Raw genomic sequence first — 20,611 nt, 5'->3', positions numbered from 1 at the left:
CTTGTTTCTGAGAATAATTATCATCCAGCCTGGGGCTCGGTCCGTGACCAAGAGTCAATCGAAGCTGCTAATAAACATGGTTTGATAATAATATTTATAGGTGTTAGTCACTTTCGCCATTAAGAGTTTACGGAAATATCCAAAAAAATAGTTGTTTTTAGATACTTTAAGCCTCCCTTAAGCTGCTCAGTCTATACTATCATCAATCCTAAATAACTTTTTTCATTTTCATAATCTCCCAAGAGGCGGTCCAAGTGGCCGCCTTTTTTATGTTCAAATTTGGATACACACCCATATCTCCGAACAAATATGTTATAATGGTTATGTATAATTCGTGAAAATTGCTAATTTTTCCGAATGATTGTCGTTAACGGGCATTTGCCCCTAGTCTTATTTGATATTGAGGTATCTTTCAAATGAAACTTTTGGTTGTTGGTTCTGGTGGTCGTGAACATGCGATTGCCAAGAAATTATTGGAGTCTAAGGACGTTGAGCAAGTTTTCGTGGCTCCTGGTAATGACGGGATGACATTGGACGGTCTTGATTTGATTAATATCGGAATTTCCGAACATTCTAAGCTGATTGACTTCGCAAAGGCGAACGATATTGCTTGGACCTTTATCGGTCCAGATGATGCGCTTGCGGCTGGAATTGTGGATGATTTCAATGCAGCTGGTCTTAAGGCTTTTGGTCCGACCAAGGCTGCGGCTGAGCTGGAGTGGTCTAAGGATTTCGCTAAGGAAATCATGGTCAAATACGACGTTCCGACAGCAGCCTATGGCACATTTTCAGATTTCGAGGAAGCCAAGGCCTACATCGAGGAAAAAGGCGCTCCAATCGTCGTCAAGGCAGACGGATTGGCCCTAGGTAAAGGTGTCGTCGTTGCTGAAACGGTTGAGCAAGCCGTCGAAGCTGCTCACGAGATGCTTTTGGACAATAAATTCGGTGATTCAGGTGCGCGAGTGGTCATCGAGGAATTTCTTGACGGGGAAGAGTTTTCTCTCTTTGCCTTTGTCAATGGAGATAAATTCTACATTATGCCAACGGCTCAGGACCACAAACGTGCTTATGATGGGGACAAGGGCCCTAACACTGGTGGGATGGGTGCCTATGCGCCGGTTCCTCACTTGTCACAGAGAGTGGTTGACACAGCGGTTGACACCATTGTCAAGCCAGTCCTTGAAGGTATGATTAAAGAAGGTCGTCCTTACACTGGTGTCCTTTACGCTGGTCTTATCTTGACAGCTGACGGCCCTAAAGTCATCGAGTTCAACTCACGTTTTGGCGATCCTGAAACGCAAATCATCTTGCCTCGTTTGACTTCTGATTTTACGCAAAATATCACTGACATTTTGGATGGCAAAGAGCCAGCTATTACTTGGACGGATAAGGGTGTGACACTAGGTGTGGTTGTAGCCTCAAACGGCTACCCACTGGCTTATGAGAAGGGTGTCAAACTTCCAGCCAAGACAGAAGGCGACATCATCACTTACTATGCCGGTGCGAAATTCGCTGAAAACGGGCAAGACCTCCTCTCAAATGGTGGACGCGTTTATATGCTGGTTACCACAGCAGACACCGTCAAAGACGGCCAAAACATTATTTACAACGAACTCAACAAACAAAACACAGAAGGCCTCTTCTACCGTACGGATATCGGTAGCAAGGCTAATAAATAATCAGCGACCGTAGGTCGTAAAAGGCGAGCGAAAGCGAGCCAAACTAAGATAATGGTCGCCGTGGTGAAAAGACCAGAACAGCATCTGTTCTGGTCGGGGGAAACTTTGAGACTTTAGGCTCAAAGTTTAGGAATGAAACCGAAGGTTTGCTTCTGTCCCCACCACTTAAGACCACTATCAAAAAAGAAAAGGATATTAACTATGAAACCAGTAATTTCCATTATCATGGGCTCAAAATCTGACTGGGCAACCATGCAAAAAGCCGCTGAAGTCCTCGACAACTTCGGCGTTGCTTACGAAAAGAAAGTTGTTTCCGCACACCGTACACCGGACCTCATGTTCAAACATGCTGAAGAAGCACGTAGCCGTGGCATCAAGGTCATCATCGCAGGTGCAGGTGGTGCTGCTCACTTGCCAGGTATGGTTGCTGCTAAAACAACCCTTCCAGTCATCGGTGTGCCAGTCAAATCACGTGCTCTTAGCGGTGTAGATTCGCTCTATTCTATCGTTCAGATGCCGGGTGGTGTACCTGTCGCAACCATGGCTATCGGTGAAGCTGGTGCGACAAACGCTGCCCTCTTTGCCCTCCGTCTCCTCTCAGTAGAAGACAAGGCCATTGCAGATGCGCTTGCTAACTTTGCTGAAGAACAAGGAAAAATCGCAGAGGAGTCTACAAATGAGCTCAACTAAAACCATTGGTATCATCGGTGGTGGCCAGCTCGGTCAGATGATGGCTATTTCAGCTATCTACATGGGCCACAAGGTTATCACCCTTGATCCTGCAGCAGATTGTCCATCTTCTCGTGTGTCTGAGGTCATCGTGGCACCCTACGATGACGTAGATGCCCTTCGCCAGTTGGCAGACCGCTGTGATGTTCTCACTTATGAGTTTGAAAATGTCGACGCTGACGGCCTTGACGCTGTTATCAAAGATGGCCAGCTCCCACAAGGAACAGATTTGCTTCGTATTTCACAAAATCGTATCTTTGAGAAGGACTTCCTCTCAAACAAGGCCCAAGTGAGAGTTGCACCTTACAAGGTCGTGACATCTAGTCTTGATTTGGAAGATATTGACCTTTCTAAAAAATACGTCCTTAAGACAGCGACAGGTGGTTACGATGGCCACGGTCAAAAAATCATCACGTCAGCCGACGATTTGGAAGAGGCAAATGCCCTTGCTAACTCAGCCGAGTGTGTCTTGGAAGAGTTCGTCAACTTCGACCTCGAGATTTCGGTCATCGTGTCTGGTAACGGCAAGGACGTGACGGTTTTCCCAGTTCAGGAAAATATCCATCGCAACAACATCCTCTCTAAAACAATCGTGCCTGCTCGCATTTCTGATAGTCTAGCTGAGAAGGCTAAAGCTATGGCAGTGAAGATTGCTGAGCAACTTAACCTCTCTGGTACCCTCTGTGTGGAGATGTTTGCGACAGCTGATGACATCATTGTCAACGAAATCGCGCCACGCCCACACAATTCAGGGCACTACTCAATCGAAGCCTGTGACTTTTCACAATTTGACACGCATATCTTGGGCGTTCTCGGAGCGCCACTCCCAGCAATCCACCTCCATGCACCTGCTGTCATGCTCAATGTTCTCGGCCAACACGTCGAAGCAGCTGAGCATTATGTCACAGAAAATCCAAGCGCCCACCTCCACATGTATGGTAAACTAGAAGCGAAGCACAACCGCAAAATGGGGCATGTGACTTTGTTTAGTAATGAACCAGATAGTGTGGTTGAGTTTGGGAAAGGAAATGATTTTTAGGTGAGAATAGCAATCCTAGGACTCGGAGTTATCGGGACCACTTACGCCTACGCTTTTCAAAAAGTAGGTCATAAAGTAGAACACGTACTGAGAGACAGTAAGAAAAACAATGTTCCCCAAAAACTCTCGGTTGATTTGCTAGATGGTCGCTATCATTCCAAAGGTGAAAACAAACACGACACCTATGAGGTTCGTTTGGCAGAAGCTGATTCGGAATATGATTTTATTTTTCTGAGTGTTCGTCATGGCTTTGTCAAAGAAGCTGTGGAAACCTTGCGAAAAAATAATATCAAAGGCACCCTCGTTTTCTTCTGCAATTTCTGGAATACTCGAAAAGTGGTCCAAGAGTGGGCAGGAGATTACGACTATATTCTGGCTTTTCCGACAGCGGGCGGTCATATGCAGGAGGACCATTTGGATGGTGTCTTGTTCGACCATTTAATGCTAGAAGGTGAGCAAAAAGCAGACATTTCTAATTATTCTGATTTGACGACTTTACTGACTTCTGCAGATTTGAAGTGGGAAGTTCCTCATGATATGGTCGAGTGGATTTGGATTCACATGGCGATTAATGCAGGTGTTACTTCGACAGCTGCTCGCTCGGGAAATTTGGAAAATCCAGAACAGCTGGCTCTGAATTTGATGAATAGTTCTTCGGAATTATCATTGGCCATCAAGGCCATTCGGGAAGCTTTGAAAGTGGTAGAAGCGCGTGGCGTAAATTTGAAGCTTTATAAGGCAGAACTCTTGCCATACAAAATTCCCGCTTGGATTGCAGGAAAAGCCATGAAAGTCATGTTTGCGAAAAATGAGCTAACACGGAAAATTATGACTTTGCACAATGATAAACAGGACATCTTCTACTGTTGTCAAAGTGTTTATCAGACCGGTCAGGAGTTAGGTGTGGACATGCCCATTCTAGAAGCAAACATGAAGGGAATTTCGATTTAGGAGGTTTTATGATTCAACTCATCGTCAATGCATTTGTTGAAAAAGATAGGACTGGAGCAGTCGTCGAAGTCTTGTATGCTAGTAGCAATCACGAAAAAGTGAGAGCTAAGTATGAAGAGTTGGTTGCTCAATATCCTGAAAACTATTTAGCTATCTATGATTTGCCGATGAATACTGATTTGAATACACTGGATCACTATCCATCAGTGTGGATTGGGAAAGAGGAGTTTGAGTAAAGCGATTGTCGGTTGCTAACTGATGTGAAACATCAAAAGAATATTGCATATAAAACAAAAAAGAAAGGAACAAGGGTACTCGTATTCACAAAAACTGAATACGGGCTACGGACTTGGTCAAAAAGATAGTTTTTCCTAGAAGCTGACGCTTCTTCATCTAAACTCCTATTTTGACTGTGTCCGCTTAACGCCCTTAATATCTTAATTATGATCGAACGTTACTCTCGCCCTGAGATGGCGAACATTTGGAGTGAAGAAAATAAATACCGTGCTTGGCTTGAGGTGGAAATCTTAGCTGACGAAGCATGGGCTGAGTTGGGGGAAATCCCCAAGGAAGATGTGGCTTTGATTCGTGAAAAAGCGGACTTTGACATCGACCGTATTTTGGAAATCGAGCAGCAAACTCGTCACGATGTGGTTGCCTTCACACGTGCGGTTTCTGAAACGCTTGGTGAAGAGCGTAAGTGGGTTCACTATGGTTTGACTTCTACTGACGTAGTAGATACTGCCTATGGTTACCTCTACAAACAAGCCAACGATATCATCCGCAAGGACCTTGAAAACTTCCTTAACATCATCGCTGACAAAGCGAAAGAACACAAGTTCACTATCATGATGGGTCGTACGCACGGTGTGCACGCTGAGCCTACAACTTTTGGTCTTAAATTGGCAACTTGGTACAGCGAAATGAAACGTAACATCGAGCGTTTCGAGCATGCTGCTGCTGGTGTGGAAGCTGGTAAGATTTCTGGTGCGGTTGGTAACTTTGCCAACATCCCACCATTCGTTGAAAAATACGTCTGCGACAAACTTGGTATCCGTGCTCAAGAAATCTCTACACAGGTCCTTCCTCGTGACCTTCATGCTGAGTATTTTGCAGTTCTTGCGAGCATCGCAACTTCTATTGAGCGTATGGCAACAGAGATTCGTGGTCTTCAAAAATCAGAACAACGTGAAGTGGAAGAGTTCTTTGCTAAAGGTCAAAAAGGATCTTCAGCAATGCCTCACAAACGTAACCCTATCGGTTCTGAAAACATGACAGGTCTTGCGCGTGTTATCCGTGGTCACATGGTAACAGCCTATGAAAATGTAGCCCTTTGGCACGAACGTGATATCTCACATTCATCAGCTGAGCGTATCATCGCACCAGACACAACCATCTTGATTGACTACATGCTCAACCGTTTCGGAAACATCGTTAAGAATTTGACAGTCTTCCCAGAAAACATGATCCGCAACATGAATTCTACATTTGGTTTGATTTTCAGCCAACGTGCGATGCTTACTTTGATTGAAAAAGGCATGACACGTGAGCAAGCTTACGACCTTGTTCAACCAAAGACTGCCCAATCATGGGATAATCAAGTAGACTTCAAACCACTTCTTGAAGCAGACCCAGAAGTAACTTCTCGCCTCACCCAAGAAGAAATCGACGAGATCTTCAACCCAGTTTACTACACTAAACGTGTTGATGAAATCTTCGAACGCATCGGTTTGGGTGACTAATTGAAGCAAGATAGCAGAAAGCAGGTTTGACCTGCTTTTTTTGATGGTGACATTTATGTCACTATTTTTGATTCCTTTTCAGCCTTATAATAGAGTCATCGCTAGAAAACTGTCAGGAAGGAGAAGTTAGCCATCTTAAAAGGACGACTTAGCTATTTACCGGAACTTAGCCTCCTAATAGTAAGCATTGCTTATAATACTATCCGCATCATGAATGATCTTGGAAGTATCAAAGCCTCCTCTTGGTTTTTAGATATGGATATTCCTAATGGGTGCTTACTATTACTTATTTTACTTATCGTTTTAAAAAGTGATGCAAGATAATAATTTCTTAAGCTACCTTTAAGCTTATTAAGGTATATTATAACCATCCTAATAAAGCAGCTAGCTTTGGTGAGCTAGCAGTAAACAAAACTTTTCATAACAAATCTCCCCGAAGAAAGTCTAGCAATCTAGGCTTTTTTCTTCTTTTTGAGGTTTTATTAGGATATTTTAAGAAAATACTTGAAAACCCTTCCAAAACAAGGTAATATAGTTATATAAAGATTCTATTGGACAAGCGGTCACCTTGGAGGATTAGGAAGAAGAGGTTGGGAAGCCTGTACAATCGTATCTTTTCAGCGGTCTCTGGACTGTTGTGAAAATCCCTTTGGGGATTTTTTTCTGTGATTTAAGGTTTCTTTAAGGAAGACGGGTTATACTTTAAGTCTCCTAAATAACTTTTACTGAACCTTGTTCAGTAAGTCTCGTTGGCTTACACTTTTTGTAGAACAACGAACTTTTCTTTTTCATAATCTCCAAAAGAGCTCAACACCATATGTTGGGCTCTTTTTTTGGTCACTAAAAAAACGCCCTTAGGCGTTTTAAATATGGCTTACATCTCGTCTGGAGCTTCAACACCGAGAAGGCGAAGGGCTTCCTTGAGGACTGTTGCTGTTGCGTAGCAAAGAGCCAAACGGCTGTCACGTTCTGGGCTTTCGTCCAAGATACGTGTATGGGCATAGTATTTGTTAAAGGCTTGAGCCAAGCTGATAGCAAATTTAGCAACGATAGATGGTTCAAAATTATCTGATGCACGGTTGATGATACGTGGGAAGTCTTGGATGAGTTTGATGATTTCCCAGCTTTCAACGTCGTTTAGGCTGTATGTGGCATCTGCAGATGGCGTGAAGTCAGCCTTGCGCAAGATAGATTGGATACGAGCGTGTGCATATTGTACGTAAGGTCCAGTTTCCCCCTCGAAGGATACCATGGCATCAAGGTCGAAGTCATAACCATTCATGCGGTCTGTTTTGAGGTCGTAGAACTTGATAGCTCCGACACCAACAGCGTGGGCAACAGCTTCCTTGTTAGGCAAGTTTGGATTCTTAGCTTCGATTTGAGCTTGAGCACGGTTAACAGCTTCAGCGATAGTTGGCTCAAGTAAGATAACGTTACCCTTACGAGTTGACAATTTCTTACCGTTCTTAGTTACTAGACCAAAGGCAACGTGAGTCATGTCGTCAGACCAGTCGTAACCCATTTCTTTAAGAACAGCTTTCAACTGTTTGAAGTGGGCAGATTGTTCATTACCAACCACATAGATGGCTTTGGCAAAGTCGTAAGTACGTTTACGGTAGAGGGCAGCAGCCAAGTCACGTGTGATGTAGAGTGTTGCACCATCTGATTTTTTGATGAGGGCTGGGTGTTCGATACCGTATTTTTCAAGGTTAACCACTTGGGCACCTTGAGATTCTTGGAGAAGTCCTTTTTCTGTCAAGATGTCAACGACTTCGTCCATCTTATCATTGTAGAAAGCTTCACCGTTGTAGCTATCAAATGAAACACCAAGTTCATCATAGAGACGGTTGAATTCTACTAAGCTTTCGTCACGGAACCATTGCCAGAGGGCAGTTGCTTCCTCGTCACCAGCTTCCAATTTACGGAACCATTCACGAGCTTCTTCATCTACAGATGGGTCTTTTTCAGCTTCGGCATTGATACGCACATAAAGTTGAAGAAGTTCATTGATAGGGTTGGCTTTGACAGCTTCCTCGCTACCCCATTTCTTATAGGCAACAATCAGCATACCAAACTGTTTACCCCAGTCACCCAAGTGATTGATGCGGACTGGTTTGTAGCCTTGTTTAGCTACGATGTTGGCAAGAGCGTCAGCGATAACTGTTGAACGCAAGTGACCGATAGAGAAAGGTTTAGCGATGTTAGGACTAGACATATCAAAGGCAATGTTACGTCCGTGACCGATGTTTTGGTCAGCGTAGTGGCTGCCTTGAGCGATGACTTGTCCAAGAACGTTCGCTGAGATTTTTGATTTATCAAGGAAGAAGTTGATGTAAGGACCAACAGCTTCAACTTTTTCAAAGTTTGAAGCATCAATTTTTTCAGCGATGTCTGCTGCAATCATTTGAGGGGCCTTGCGCAAGACTTTAGCCAATGAGAAGGCAGGAAAGGCGAGGTCCCCCATGTCAGCATTTTTAGGGGTTTCAAGCAGATTTTGAATGTTTTCTTGTTCCAATTCGGGAACAACTTTGGCAATCTCTGCTGCGATGAGTTCTTTAGTATTCATAGGTACTCCATTTCAAATCTTGTCATTCATACCTATTTTACCATTATTTTAGTTAATAGGGTAGGGACAAGAAAGCATCTCTCAAGAAGTATTTCATGAAAAAATACAAAAATTCTGTTATAATATGCAAGGAATATACATAAAAAGAGGAAAGATAATGAAGAGAGATCGTCAAGCTGTTATCAAACAGATGATTTCAAGAGATAAGATTGGGACACAAGAGGAAATTAAGCAACGCCTAGAGGCGGAAGGTATCACGGTTACACAGGCTACCTTGTCACGTGATTTGCGTGAGATTGGCCTGTTGAAGCTTCGTGATGAGAAAGGTAAACTTTACTATAGTTTGTCTGAGCATGTGCTTTCAAGTTTGGATCCTACGGTTAAGGACTATGTCAAATCAGTTTCCCGTGCCCAGTTTATGCTGGTTCTCCATACAGAATTGGGTGAAGCAGATGTTTTGGCTAACCTGATTGATAGTGACGGCAATCCTGAAATTTTAGGAACCGTTGCTGGCGCAGATACCCTATTGGTAATCTGTAAGGACGCAGTGGTTGCTGAAAGATTGGAAAGTGAGTTTCACTGATGAAGACTCCCCATCAGGACTTCCAAAAAGCCAAAGAAGAGTTAATCGACCTCCTCAAACACCATGAGGTGGTTCTTGCTTTTCAAGAGACTGAGAAAGCTATTGGACAGATCCCTCAGATTAGTTCTCTGGCTGGACAGATGAAGGCTTATCAACAAGAAGCGGTGCTTTTTCAAAAAATTGAGAAACAACGTGCCTATGAGGAGGCAGGTGAGCAGGCAGATTTGATTCAGAATGAGTTGGAAAATTTGCCCATTGTTCAGGATTACCGTCAAAAGATGCAAGATGCCAGTGACTTGATTCAATATGTGACCAAGTCTATCGAAGAAAAGATTAACGAGGAGTTAAGACATGGCTAAGGAAAAAATATCTCCAGGAATGCAGCAGTATTTGGATATCAAGGAAAATTATCCAGATGCTTTTTTGCTGTTTCGGATGGGGGATTTTTACGAATTATTTTACGATGATGCCGTTAAGGCTGCTCAAATTTTGGAAATTAGCCTAACCAGTCGTAATAAGAACGCAGATAATCCCATTCCTATGGCAGGTGTTCCTTATCATTCGGCTCAAGCCTATATTGATGTCTTGGTTGAGATGGGCTACAAAGTAGCCATTGCTGAGCAGATGGAGGACCCTAAACAGGCTGTTGGCGTGGTTAAGCGTGAGGTAGTTCAGGTTATCACGCCAGGGACAGTGGTTGACAGCTCTAAACCTGATAATGCCAACAATTTCTTAGTAGCCATTGACAAGGTTGGAAGTCGATTCGGCCTGGCCTATATGGATGTGTCAACGGGTGAATTTTTTGCGACAGAGTTGGATGATTTCAGTTCAGTTTGTAGTGAAATTCAGAACCTTAAGGCACGTGAAGTAGTCGTTGGGTATGATTTACCTGAAGTTGACGAACAAGTTTTGGTCAAGCAACTCAACCTTCTACTCTCCAAGGAAACAGAGGTTTACGATGATGTCCACTTGATTGACACTAGCTTGACAGATTTGGAAAGCAGTGTGGCTGGTAAACTTCTCCAGTATGTGCACCGTACTCAGATGCGTGAGCTCAGTCATTTACAAAAGGCTCAGCACTATGAGATTAAGGATTACCTGCAGATGTCCTATGCGACCAAGTCAAGTTTGGATTTACTAGAAAATGCTAGAACGGGCAAGAAACACGGATCTCTTTTCTGGCTCTTGGATGAAACCAAGACAGCTATGGGAATGCGTCTCTTGCGAACTTGGATTGATCGTCCTTTAGTGAATCAAACCACTATCACCGAGCGTCAGAATATTATCCAAGTTTTCTTGGACAATTTCTTTGAGCGGAGTGACTTGACTGAGAGTCTAAAAGGTGTTTACGATATTGAACGCCTGGCCAGTCGTGTTTCCTTTGGCAAGGCTAATCCAAAAGATTTGATTCAGCTAGGTCATACTTTGGCTCAAGTACCGGTGATTAAGGCGATTTTGGAGTCTTTTAATGACGATGCCTTGTCACGTCTTTTACAAGAGTTAGATGCTCTGCCAGAATTAGAGAGTTTGATTCGGTCGGCTATTGATCCTGATGCCCCTGCAACCATTACAGAAGGTGGCATTATCCGTGCTGGTTTTGATGAGACCTTGGACAAGTATCGCAAGGTGATGAGTGAGGGAACCTCATGGATCGCAGATATCGAAGCTAAAGAACGTGAAGCGTCTGGTATTACAACACTAAAGATTGATTATAACCGTAAAGATGGTTATTACTTCCATGTGACCAACTCTAACCTTAGCTTGGTTCCTGACCATTTCTTCCGAAAGGCAACTCTGAAAAATTCAGAGCGCTTTGGAACTGCTGAGTTGGCTAAAATTGAAGGTGAGATGCTTGAGGCGCGTGAAAAATCATCAACGCTGGAATATGATATTTTCATGCGTGTCCGTGAGCAGGTTGAACGCTATATTGACCGTTTGCAATTTTTGGCTAAGGCTATTGCGACAGTCGATGTGCTTCAGAGTTTGGCTGTTACAGCAGAGACTAATCATTATGTTCGTCCTGTGTTCAATGATGAGCATCGTATCGTTATTGATCAAGGTCGTCATGCGGTGGTTGAGAAGGTTATGGGCGTTCAAGAATACATTCCAAACACCATTACCTTTGACAGTCAGACCAATATTCAGCTCATCACAGGACCAAATATGAGTGGTAAATCCACCTATATGCGTCAGTTAGCCTTGTCAGTAGTTATGGCTCAGATGGGGTCTTACGTGCCAGCAGATAGTATTGACTTGCCAGTTTTTGATGCTATCTATACACGTATTGGTGCTGCAGATGACCTGATTTCAGGGCAGTCGACCTTCATGGTTGAGATGATGGAGGCTAACCAGGCTATTAAGCGGGCGACACCTAATTCCTTGATTATTTTTGATGAGTTGGGACGTGGGACAGCCACTTATGATGGTATGGCTCTGGCCCAGTCTATTATTGAGTTTATTCATGACAAGGTGGGGGCTAAGACCATGTTTGCTACCCATTATCATGAGTTGACAGCCCTGTCAAACAATTTGACACACCTTGTCAACGTTCATGTGGCGACACTTGAAAAGGATGGTGAGGTGACTTTCCTTCACAAGATTGTTGATGGCCCAGCTGACAAATCTTATGGTATTCATGTGGCTAAGATTGCAGGTTTACCAGCAGATTTACTGGAACGTGCTGACACCATCTTGACACAACTAGAGGGCGATACAGTTACCATCCAACCTCAGGAAAAGGTATCGCCTCAAGAGAAGCCTGCCACTGAAACGCATGTCAACGAGCAAATCTCTCTCTTTGATGATTTTACTGAAAATCCAGTTCTTCAAGAGTTGCGTGATTTAGATATTTACAACATGACACCTATGCAAGTCATGATGGCTGTAGCAGATTTAAAACAGAAACTATAAAAGAAGCTTGTCAATTGACAGGCTTCTTGTCTTTTATAGGTGTTTCAATTCTTGGTTGAGTTGTTCAATATCCTTTTTCATTTTCCAATAAGAGAAGACCCAAACGAGGAGATAGATAAGGCTGAATTCAATGACTAGCTCCAAGTAGAAAGTTAAACGTAGAGGGAACCATCCGCTGAGGGTAGCTAGTGGAATGAAACCTAGACAGGTCAAGGCGTAGTGAGTGAGGGTTGCACGAAGCAAACTCCATTCAGCTTTACGAAAAATATAACTAGCGACTTCAAAAAGGATACCGATAGCAAACCAAGTGATGAGGCAGTAGGCCAATACCATAGATCCGTGAACTTGATGTGACGTCATCCATTGTCCAATGCCTGAGTGGGGATTGAGGGGCATGTAGTTTGGCGCCCAGATAAGAGACATGACCATGGATACGGCAAGTCCGATAAGGATGCCACTTGTGCCTGATTTAAAAAGTTGCTTTTTCATTGTAATTTCTCCTTTATTGCTTTGAGGTAACGGCGTGATGAGTAGGTAGTTTCCTTGTTTTTAAGGTGAATTTCTACGAGGCCGTTAGGGGTGATGTTGAAGCGTTCAATTTCTTTGAGGTTGACAATCTCTGATTGTGAAATTTTGATAAAGTAAGATGGCAGTTTTTCTAAAACTTGATAGAGACGTAAGCCTAAGGGGTACTCTCCTTGAATAGTTTCAGCTAGAACTTGTCGATTTTCGATGTAAATTCTGGAAATAGCTTTGGGTGCGATAAGATAAGTTTCTCCATCTTTTTTTCCTTTGAGTCGGTGGTTGTCATCCAAACTTTCGACAAACTCGACGACTTGCTGAATCTTTGGCGTCCGACTAGGAGCCTGAATCTGCAACGTCTCTTCTTGAAATACCGAGTCAATCTGAACTTTTATTTTCATAACGATCCTTTCTTGTTTGTAATTGAGGAGGCCTCCTCCCTTTCACACCTTTATTAAACACTATTTGCTAGCCCACAGCAATAGCACTTGTCTATGTGGTCCTATATGGTGTTTAAGTGGTTGAAAATATTTTAGAAAACCCCTATACTTAATGAAAACGTACTGACGAGGTAATCACATGAAATCTATAATGAAATGGTTAGCAGGAATTTTTCTTGCCTGCAGTCTGATTTTGAGTTTTTTTACACCTTTTGAAAAGGCACTAACACTGAACCTGCTCCTGTTTTATTTCTTTGTTAAGCAGTTTATGGATTCTACAAGCTCGCCTAAAACCTACCAATGGATTTTCCAAATCATCTACCTCTTGATTTTTTCTGGGCTCATTTGGTTCAACCTTCGTCATGGGGATATGATTGTTATAGCCACAGCCTTATCTTGGCTAACAGTTGTGTGTGAGTTGTGGCTTTATAGTAAGCATAAGTAACAGTCAGCACCAGTGAATGTATCAACCTTTTAGAAGGGAGAAAAAATAATTATGCCAAAAATCATCGAATTGCCTGAAGTTCTAGCCAATCAGATTGCTGCTGGAGAGGTCGTAGAGCGACCAGCTAGTGTAGTTAAAGAGCTGGTGGAAAATGCTATTGATGCAGGCAGCACCCAGATTACTATTGAAGTTGAAGAATCAGGCCTCTCAAAAATTCAAATTACAGACAATGGCGAAGGAATGGCTCAAGCTGACGTAGCCATGAGTTTGCGCCGTCATGCAACAAGTAAAATCAAAAATCAAGGAGACCTCTTTCGTATTCGAACTCTTGGTTTTCGAGGTGAGGCCCTGCCATCAATAGCTTCTATCAGTCATCTTACCATTGTGACGGCAGCTGATGGAGAAGCCTATGGGACTAAACTAGTTGCCAAGGGTGGGGAAATTGAGAGTCAGGATCCTATTTCAACACCAGTTGGAACAAAGATTACCGTTGAAAACTTATTTTATAACACCCCAGCTCGTCTCAAGTATATGAAGAGTTTACAGGCCGAGTTGGCTCATATTGTCGATGTTGTCAATCGTCTGAGTCTAGCTCATCCCGAAGTTGCCTTCACCTTGCTTAATGACGGTCGTCAGTTGACACAGACCTCAGGTACTAGAGACCTCCGCCAAGCGATTGCCGGGATTTATGGTTTAACAACGGCTAAAAAAATGGTGGAAATTTCAAATTCTGACCTTGATTTTGAAGTTTCTGGCTATGTCAGCCTTCCTGAATTAACTCGTGCGAATCGTAACTACATCACGATTCTCATTAACGGACGTTATATAAAAAACTTTCTACTTAACCGTGCTATTTTTGATGGTTATGGTTCTAAACTCATGGTAGGGCGCTTCCCTATTGCGGTTATTGATATTCAGATTGATCCCTACTTGGCTGATGTCAATGTTCACCCAACAAAGCAGGAAGTACGTATCTCTAAAGAAAAAGAGCTCATGGCTCTTATCAGCTCTGCCATTGCTCAAAGTCTTAAAGAGCAGGATTTAATTCCAGATGCCCTTGAAAATCTAGCCAAGTCAAGTACCAGAGGTGCAACTAAGCCGGTTCAAACCAGTCTTCCACTCAAACAAACCAATCTTTATTATGATAGCAGTCGTAATGATTTCTTTGTCAAACCAGAGATAGTCCAAGAGGATATCAAACCACTCGTGTCAGAGTCTCCAGTTTCATCGGTAGAAAACAAACCGCAACCTTCTGTTAAACAAGCACAACGTTCAGCAGATGAAAGTGATAGTGAACACGAAAAACTTGATTATAAAAACAAGTCGAAAATGAAGCGCATGCTTGAAAATCTGGACAATGAGGAAACATCAACCTTCCCTGAGTTGGAGTTTTTTGGTCAAATGCATGGAACCTATCTCTTTGCTCAAGGACAAGGTGGACTTTACATCATTGACCAGCATGCTGCCCAAGAACGTGTCAAGTATGAGTACTATCGCGAAAAGATTGGTGAGGTTGACAGTAGTTTACAACAGCTCTTGGTTCCCTATCTCTTTGAATTTTCAGGGGCAGATTACATTAGTTTACAAGAAAAAATGCCTCTTCTTAACCAGGTTGGTATCTATTTGGAGCCTTATGGAAATAACACCTTCATTCTTCGTGAACATCCTATCTGGATGAAGGAAGAAGAGATTGAATCTGCAGTCTATGAAATGTGCGACATGCTTCTTTTGACGAATGAAGTGTCTGTCAAAACCTACCGTGCTGAGTTAGCCATCATGATGAGTTGTAAACGTTCAATCAAGGCCAATCATGCTCTCGATGATTACTCTGCGCATGACCTTCTAGTGCAGCTTGCACAGTGTAAAAACCCCTACAATTGCCCTCACGGACGTCCTGTACTTGTCAACTTTACAAAGTCTGATATGGAAAAAATGTTCCGTCGAATTCAAGAAAATCATACTAGTCTACGTGACCTAGGGAAGTATTAAAACTTTTTTTCGTCTTACTTTACGAATAGGAACGTTAGATTTATAATAGTGATGAAGACAAGGAATCTTCTAATGTTTTAGCACATCATTGTAGGATGATTGACTGATTTTTAAGTTAGGAGGTGGAGTGATGAGACACCTAACAAAAACTAATAAACACTTTTTACTTTTTGGCTTAACATTTTTAGCGACTAGCTTGATTTTCTATATTTTGGCTTGGTTAGGTCGACCAAGTTTGGAGAATGCCCTAGTAAATGTTTCTAGCATTGCCTTTACTTTAGGCGTTGTAACATATATTCTATTAGGTCTAAAGATGATTACAGATACTTTAAAGACGAGTAGTCATCCTTAAAATGGAGCAAACAGAATCCACTTTCGAGTGGATTTTTTGTTACAATAGTACAGCAGTGCTTGAGGTGACAAAATAAACACTCAAGACAATTATCTTATAAGTATAAAATAACAAAGCAATCCATTGAAGATACGAACGAGAAAGGAAATCACACGCTATGTATGATTACATCAAGGGAACTCTAGTGAAAATTACCGCCAAGTATATTGTTATAGAAGCAAACGGCTTAGGTTATATTGTCACTGTAGCGAACCCATATAGTTTTTCTGACCAGATGAATCAGACTATCCAAGTCTACCTTCATCAGGTTATTAGGGATGACGCCCACCTTCTTTTTGGTTTCCATACTGAAGATGAAAAAGAAGTCTTCCTTAAGCTTATTTCAGTTTCTGGAATAGGTCCGACGACTGCTCTAGCTATTGTTGCTGTAGATGATAATCAAGGCTTGGTGGCTGCCATTGATAATAGTGACATCAAGTACCTGATGAAGTTTCCAAAGATTGGTAAAAAGACAGCCCAGCAAATGGTTTTGGACTTGGCAGGGAAATTTGCAGAGTTACCAACAGAAACGACCAAGACGACACCAAGTCAACCTGAAGGAAATCATCAGTTGGATGAGGCTATGGAAGCTTTGCTTGCTCTTGGTTATAAAGCTGCAGAACTTAAGAAAATCAAAGCCTTCTTCGAAGGTACTAATGAAACGGCAGAGCAATACATTAAATCAGCTCTTAAGATGTTGATGAAATGAGGTAAGCAATGGTCAATCGTTGTCTTTGGGTACCAACAAACAATAAATTATATTGTGATTATCATGACAAGGAGTGGGGAAAGCCTATTGGTGACGATCAAAAACTTTTTGAGCTACTTTGCTTAGAAAGTTATCAGTCAGGACTTTCTTGGTTAACTGTTTTAAATAAACGTCAGGCCTTTAATCGTGTTTTTCATAACTATGATATTGAGCGTGTTGCCCAGTTTAGCCTAAGTGAACTTGAAGAAGCGCTTCAAAATCCGGATATTATTCGTCACAAACTTAAGCTAGAAGCAACCGTAAATAATGCCAAACAAGTACTAAAACTCCAAGATGAATTTGGCTCCTTGTCCCATTATTTTTGGCAGTTCTTTGACGGAAAGCCCTTGGTAAATAATGTTCCCACATATAAGGACGTCCCATCATCAACTGATTTATCCCAACAGATTGCCAAAAATCTAAAAAAGAGAGGGTTCAAATTTTTAGGACCGACTACTATATATTCATTTCTGCAAGCCGCAGGATTTGTGAATGATCATGAAAATAACTGTGACTTCAAATAAATGAGTAGATTTGATTGACAAGACGAGAAAAACATGTTAGTTTATAAACGAACATGTTTTTGAGATTATTTTACGAATAGTAATATAGGTGAACCAATGAAAGCTGAATTGATTGCAGTAGGAACCGAAATCCTAACTGGGCAAATCACCAATACCAATGCCCAATTTTTATCTGAGAAACTAGCTGAACTAGGAATTGACGTGTATTTTCACACAGCAGTAGGAGACAATGAAAACCGCCTACTCTCAGTTCTAGACCAAGCTAGTAAACGTAGTGACTTAGTCATACTTTGTGGAGGACTTGGCCCTACGGAGGACGATTTAACCAAGCAAACCCTAGCTAAGTTCTTAGGAAAAAAACTTGTTTTTGATGAGGAGGCAAGTAAAAAGCTGGACAGTTTCTTTGCTACTCGCCCTAAACACACACGAACGCCTAATAATGAACGTCAAGCGCAAATTGTTGAGGGGGCTATCCCCTTGCAAAATCCTACAGGTCTTGCAGTTGGAGGCGTCATTACTACTCAAGGGGTGACCTATGTAGTCCTACCTGGGCCACCAAGTGAACTTAAACCTATGGTGAATCAGGAACTTGTTCCAGCACTTACTGAGAATCACGCAAGTCTTTATTCGAGAGTCCTAAGATTCTTTGGCGTTGGAGAAAGTCAATTGGTGACTATTCTGAAGGATTTTATTGTTAACCAAACAGATCCAACCATAGCTCCATACGCTAAAGTGGGGGAAGTAACACTTCGCTTGTCAACAAAGGCTTCTTCACGAGAAGAAGCAGATCAAAAACTAGATGTTTTAGAAAAACAAATTCGTTCTACTAAAACTCTAGATGGCAAATCCTTATCTGATTTTATTTACGGATATGGAGAGTCTAATAGTTTAGCATTTGAAACTTTCCGTTTGTTTAAGAACCATGGCAAGACTATCACTGCAGCTGAAAGCCTAACAGCAGGTTTATTTCAGGCTAGTATTGCTGATTTTTCAGGAGCCTCACAAGTATTAAAAGGCGGCTTTGTTACTTACAGCATTGAAGAAAAATCTAAAATGTTGGATATTCCCTTGTCGCAACTAGAAGAACATGGTGTTGTCAGTCATTTTACTGCAGAAAAAATGGCTGAAGGTGCCCGAGCTAAAACAGATAGCGATTACGGAATTGCACTTACCGGTGTAGCTGGACCAGATTCATTAGAAGGACACCCAGCAGGTACAGTATTTATTGGTATTGCTGATAGGAATCAAGTAAGGTCAATCAAGGTTGTTATAGGTGGAAGAAGTCGTTCTGACGTTAGATATATTAGTACCCTCTATGCCTTTAACCTAGTTCGCCAAGCTTTATTACAAGAGACAACTTGATTTAAGTTTGTCTTTAACTATAGAAAGAAGAGGAAAATAAGTGGCTAAGAAAACAAAGAAAACAGAAGAAATCACAAAGAAATTTGGAGATGAGCGTCGTAAAGCACTTGATGATGCTTTGAAGAATATTGAAAAAGATTTTGGTAAGGGAGCAGTTATGCGTCTTGGTGAGCGTGCAGAGCAGAAGGTTCAGGTTATGAGCTCAGGCTCGCTAGCTTTGGATATTGCTCTTGGTGCAGGTGGTTATCCTAAAGGTCGTATTATCGAAATTTACGGACCAGAATCATCAGGTAAAACGACTGTAGCCCTCCATGCTGTTGCTCAGACACAAAAAGAAGGCGGAATCGCTGCCTTTATCGATGCAGAGCATGCCCTTGACCCTGCTTATGCGGCAGCCCTAGGTGTTAATATCGATGAGCTTCTTTTGTCACAACCTGATTCAGGTGAACAAGGTCTCGAAATTGCTGGTAAGCTGATTGACTCTGGTGCAGTTGATTTGGTTGTTGTTGACTCAGTTGCAGCCTTGGTACCTCGTGCAGAAATTGATGGAGATATTGGTGACAGTCATGTCGGACTTCAAGCGCGTATGATGAGTCAAGCCATGCGTAAGCTTTCTGCTTCTATCAATAAAACAAAAACAATTGCTATCTTCATTAACCAATTACGTGAAAAAGTTGGTATTATGTTTGGTAATCCAGAAACAACCCCTGGTGGACGTGCTCTAAAATTCTATGCATCAGTACGTCTTGATGTACGTGGAAATACGCAAATCAAAGGGACTGGTGATAAAAAAGACCAAAATGTTGGTAAGGAAACTAAAATCAAGGTTGTCAAAAACAAGGTTGCCCCACCATTTAAAGAAGCCTTTGTCGAAATTATGTATGGTGAAGGGATTTCACAAACAGGTGAGCTTGTAAAAATCGCTAGTGATTTAGGAATTATTCAAAAAGCCGGAGCGTGGTTCTCATATAATGGAGAGAAGATTGGTCAAGGATCTGAAAATGCTAAAAAATATTTGGCAGATCATCCAGATATTTTTGAAGAAATTGATCATAAAGTACGTGTACACTATGGTTTGATTGAACCAGATGAAGAGGATAGTGTTGAAGAAGCACAAGTTGAAGAAACATCTGATGAACTTGTTTTGGACCTTGATTCAACCATTGAAATTGAAGAATAAGTGTAAAAGAGCCGAAGAGCTCTTTTTCTCTTTGATTTAATCTAAGTAAAAAAAATCTATGATAATTGAAAAAGTCCCCTTAGATTCAAAATAGGTCGCTAGACCGATTTCTTAAACTAAGGACAATGATAAGATAATAGTATCATGTGACAGAAAGAGAGAATTAACATGATTAAGATTTATACAATCTCAAGTTGTACAAGTTGTAAAAAAGCAAAAACATGGTTGAACAACCATCAACTTCCTTATAAAGAACAAAACCTTGGTAAAGAACCACTTACAAAAGAAGAAATCTTAAACATCCTATCAAAAACAGAGAATGGTGTTGAGAGCATTGTTTCATCAAAAAATCGCTATGCTAAAGCTCTAAATTGTGATATCGACGAGCTCAGTGTTAGTGAAGTGATTGATTTGATTCAAGAAAACCCAAGAATCTTGAAAAGTCCAATCTTAATTGATGATAAGAGATTGCAAGTGGGTTATAAAGAAGATGACATCCGTGCGTTCTTACCGCGCTCAATACGAAATGTCGAAAATTCACAAGCACGCATGCGAGCAGCTCTATAAAAAATGAAAAAAGGAGATACTAGAGATCTTCTTTTTTGCTTTCACTTATTGCATAGAAAATAAGTATTGACATTGGTTCACAAACTTGATAGACTAATAAAGTCTCAAGGAAATTGTTCAGTAACTGAAAAAGTTTGAAAAAAACTTTAAAAAGTTATTGACAAGATAAGTCAGAGATGATATTATAAATAAGCTGTTTCGGAAGGGGCGGCGAACACGAGAAGTAAAAAAACTTCGAAAAAAG

20 protein-coding genes are annotated in these 20,611 nt (G+C 41.7%); 17 read left to right on the top strand and 3 right to left on the bottom strand.

The genetic code is table 11. From position 1 onward, the window contains the following. Window positions 1–416: 416 nt before the first annotated feature. The 6 genes from purD (at window position 417) to purB (ending at window position 6,140) form a co-directional block, all read left to right on the top strand. Complete coding sequence (gene purD, locus HMPREF1517_RS03925; RefSeq protein WP_037599440.1) at window positions 417–1,679, top strand: phosphoribosylamine--glycine ligase; 1,263 nt, start codon at window positions 417–419, stop codon at window positions 1,677–1,679. A gap of 201 nt (window positions 1,680–1,880) precedes the next feature. Next, window positions 1,881–2,369 (top strand): 5-(carboxyamino)imidazole ribonucleotide mutase, encoded by a 489-nt coding sequence (gene purE, locus HMPREF1517_RS03920; RefSeq protein WP_014633767.1) that lies wholly within the window; start codon window positions 1,881–1,883, stop codon window positions 2,367–2,369. Beyond that, window positions 2,356–3,447 carry a 5-(carboxyamino)imidazole ribonucleotide synthase gene (gene purK, locus HMPREF1517_RS03915; protein ID WP_037599439.1) on the top strand — a complete coding sequence of 364 codons (1,092 nt, stop codon included), beginning with the start codon at window positions 2,356–2,358 and terminating at the stop codon, window positions 3,445–3,447. The genes purE and purK overlap by 14 nt, the downstream gene beginning before the upstream one ends. Next, window positions 3,448–4,398: a ketopantoate reductase family protein gene (locus HMPREF1517_RS03910; RefSeq protein WP_037599438.1), complete on the top strand. Its 951-nt coding sequence runs from the start codon at window positions 3,448–3,450 to the stop codon at window positions 4,396–4,398. 8 nt (window positions 4,399–4,406) lie between these two features. Further along, complete coding sequence (locus HMPREF1517_RS03905; RefSeq protein ID WP_037599435.1) at window positions 4,407–4,634, top strand: hypothetical protein; 228 nt, start codon at window positions 4,407–4,409, stop codon at window positions 4,632–4,634. 207 nt (window positions 4,635–4,841) lie between these two features. Continuing rightward, on the top strand, window positions 4,842–6,140 hold the full coding sequence (gene purB, locus HMPREF1517_RS03900; protein ID WP_037599433.1) for an adenylosuccinate lyase: 1,299 nt from the start codon (window positions 4,842–4,844) through the stop codon (window positions 6,138–6,140). An 874-nt stretch (window positions 6,141–7,014) separates the two neighbouring features. Here purB and argS read toward each other — a convergent pair. Beyond that, complete coding sequence (argS, locus tag HMPREF1517_RS03895; RefSeq protein ID WP_037599431.1) at window positions 7,015–8,706, bottom strand: arginine--tRNA ligase; 1,692 nt, start codon at window positions 8,704–8,706, stop codon at window positions 7,015–7,017. 154 nt (window positions 8,707–8,860) lie between these two features. Here argS and argR point away from each other — a divergent pair, with 154 nt between their 5' ends. The 3 genes from argR to mutS are packed head-to-tail and all read left to right on the top strand — an operon-like array spanning window position 8,861 to window position 12,199. Then, entirely contained in the window at window positions 8,861–9,289 is a 429-nt protein-coding gene (gene argR, locus HMPREF1517_RS03890) for an arginine repressor (protein ID WP_198017475.1), read from the top strand. After that, on the top strand, window positions 9,289–9,648 hold the full coding sequence (locus HMPREF1517_RS03885) for a YlbF family regulator (RefSeq protein ID WP_037599427.1): 360 nt from the start codon (window positions 9,289–9,291) through the stop codon (window positions 9,646–9,648). Before argR ends, HMPREF1517_RS03885 begins: the two co-directional genes overlap by 1 nt. After that, entirely contained in the window at window positions 9,641–12,199 is a 2,559-nt protein-coding gene (mutS, locus tag HMPREF1517_RS03880; RefSeq protein WP_037599425.1) for a DNA mismatch repair protein MutS, read from the top strand. The genes HMPREF1517_RS03885 and mutS overlap by 8 nt, the downstream gene beginning before the upstream one ends. A gap of 33 nt (window positions 12,200–12,232) precedes the next feature. On the opposite strand, the gene HMPREF1517_RS03875 is transcribed toward mutS, so the two are convergent. Together HMPREF1517_RS03875 and HMPREF1517_RS03870 are read right to left on the bottom strand one after the other, a co-directional pair. Next, complete coding sequence (locus HMPREF1517_RS03875; RefSeq protein ID WP_037599423.1) at window positions 12,233–12,688, bottom strand: DUF3021 domain-containing protein; 456 nt, start codon at window positions 12,686–12,688, stop codon at window positions 12,233–12,235. Further along, on the bottom strand, window positions 12,685–13,122 hold the full coding sequence (locus HMPREF1517_RS03870) for a LytTR family DNA-binding domain-containing protein (RefSeq protein WP_037599421.1): 438 nt from the start codon (window positions 13,120–13,122) through the stop codon (window positions 12,685–12,687). Before HMPREF1517_RS03870 ends, HMPREF1517_RS03875 begins: the two co-directional genes overlap by 4 nt. 178 nt (window positions 13,123–13,300) lie before the next feature. On the opposite strand from HMPREF1517_RS03870, the gene HMPREF1517_RS03865 reads away from it, so the two are divergent. From HMPREF1517_RS03865 to spx, 8 genes are all read left to right on the top strand, one after another. Next, the gene (locus HMPREF1517_RS03865; protein ID WP_037599419.1) at window positions 13,301–13,606 is read left to right on the top strand and encodes a hypothetical protein; all 306 of its coding nucleotides are present in this window, start codon (window positions 13,301–13,303) and stop codon (window positions 13,604–13,606) included. Between the two features lie 51 nt (window positions 13,607–13,657). Beyond that, window positions 13,658–15,595, top strand: coding sequence for a DNA mismatch repair endonuclease MutL (gene mutL / locus HMPREF1517_RS03860; RefSeq protein ID WP_037599417.1), 1,938 nt, complete (start codon window positions 13,658–13,660; stop codon window positions 15,593–15,595). Window positions 15,596–15,725: 130 nt separating this feature from the next. Beyond that, the gene (locus HMPREF1517_RS03855) at window positions 15,726–15,947 is read left to right on the top strand and encodes a hypothetical protein (protein WP_037599415.1); all 222 of its coding nucleotides are present in this window, start codon (window positions 15,726–15,728) and stop codon (window positions 15,945–15,947) included. Between the two features lie 157 nt (window positions 15,948–16,104). Continuing rightward, window positions 16,105–16,695: a Holliday junction branch migration protein RuvA gene (gene ruvA, locus HMPREF1517_RS03850; protein WP_037599413.1), complete on the top strand. Its 591-nt coding sequence runs from the start codon at window positions 16,105–16,107 to the stop codon at window positions 16,693–16,695. An 8-nt stretch (window positions 16,696–16,703) separates the two neighbouring features. Next, window positions 16,704–17,258, top strand: a complete 555-nt coding sequence (locus HMPREF1517_RS03845; protein WP_037599412.1) for a DNA-3-methyladenine glycosylase I — start codon at window positions 16,704–16,706, stop codon at window positions 17,256–17,258. A gap of 96 nt (window positions 17,259–17,354) precedes the next feature. Continuing rightward, on the top strand, window positions 17,355–18,620 hold the full coding sequence (locus HMPREF1517_RS03840) for a competence/damage-inducible protein A (protein WP_037599410.1): 1,266 nt from the start codon (window positions 17,355–17,357) through the stop codon (window positions 18,618–18,620). Between the two features lie 40 nt (window positions 18,621–18,660). Beyond that, window positions 18,661–19,800 (top strand): recombinase RecA, encoded by a 1,140-nt coding sequence (gene recA / locus HMPREF1517_RS03835; protein WP_002889600.1) that lies wholly within the window; start codon window positions 18,661–18,663, stop codon window positions 19,798–19,800. 168 nt (window positions 19,801–19,968) lie between these two features. Further along, window positions 19,969–20,367, top strand: a complete 399-nt coding sequence (spx, locus tag HMPREF1517_RS03830; protein ID WP_002886328.1) for a transcriptional regulator Spx — start codon at window positions 19,969–19,971, stop codon at window positions 20,365–20,367. Window positions 20,368–20,611: the final 244 nt, after the last annotated feature.

It is taken from the genome of Streptococcus sp. ACS2, assembly GCF_000525585.1.
Taxonomy (GTDB): Bacteria; Bacillota; Bacilli; order Lactobacillales; family Streptococcaceae; genus Streptococcus.
The sequence above is the reverse complement of the archived record's forward strand: the minus strand, read 5'-3'. Positions and strand labels throughout refer to the sequence as shown.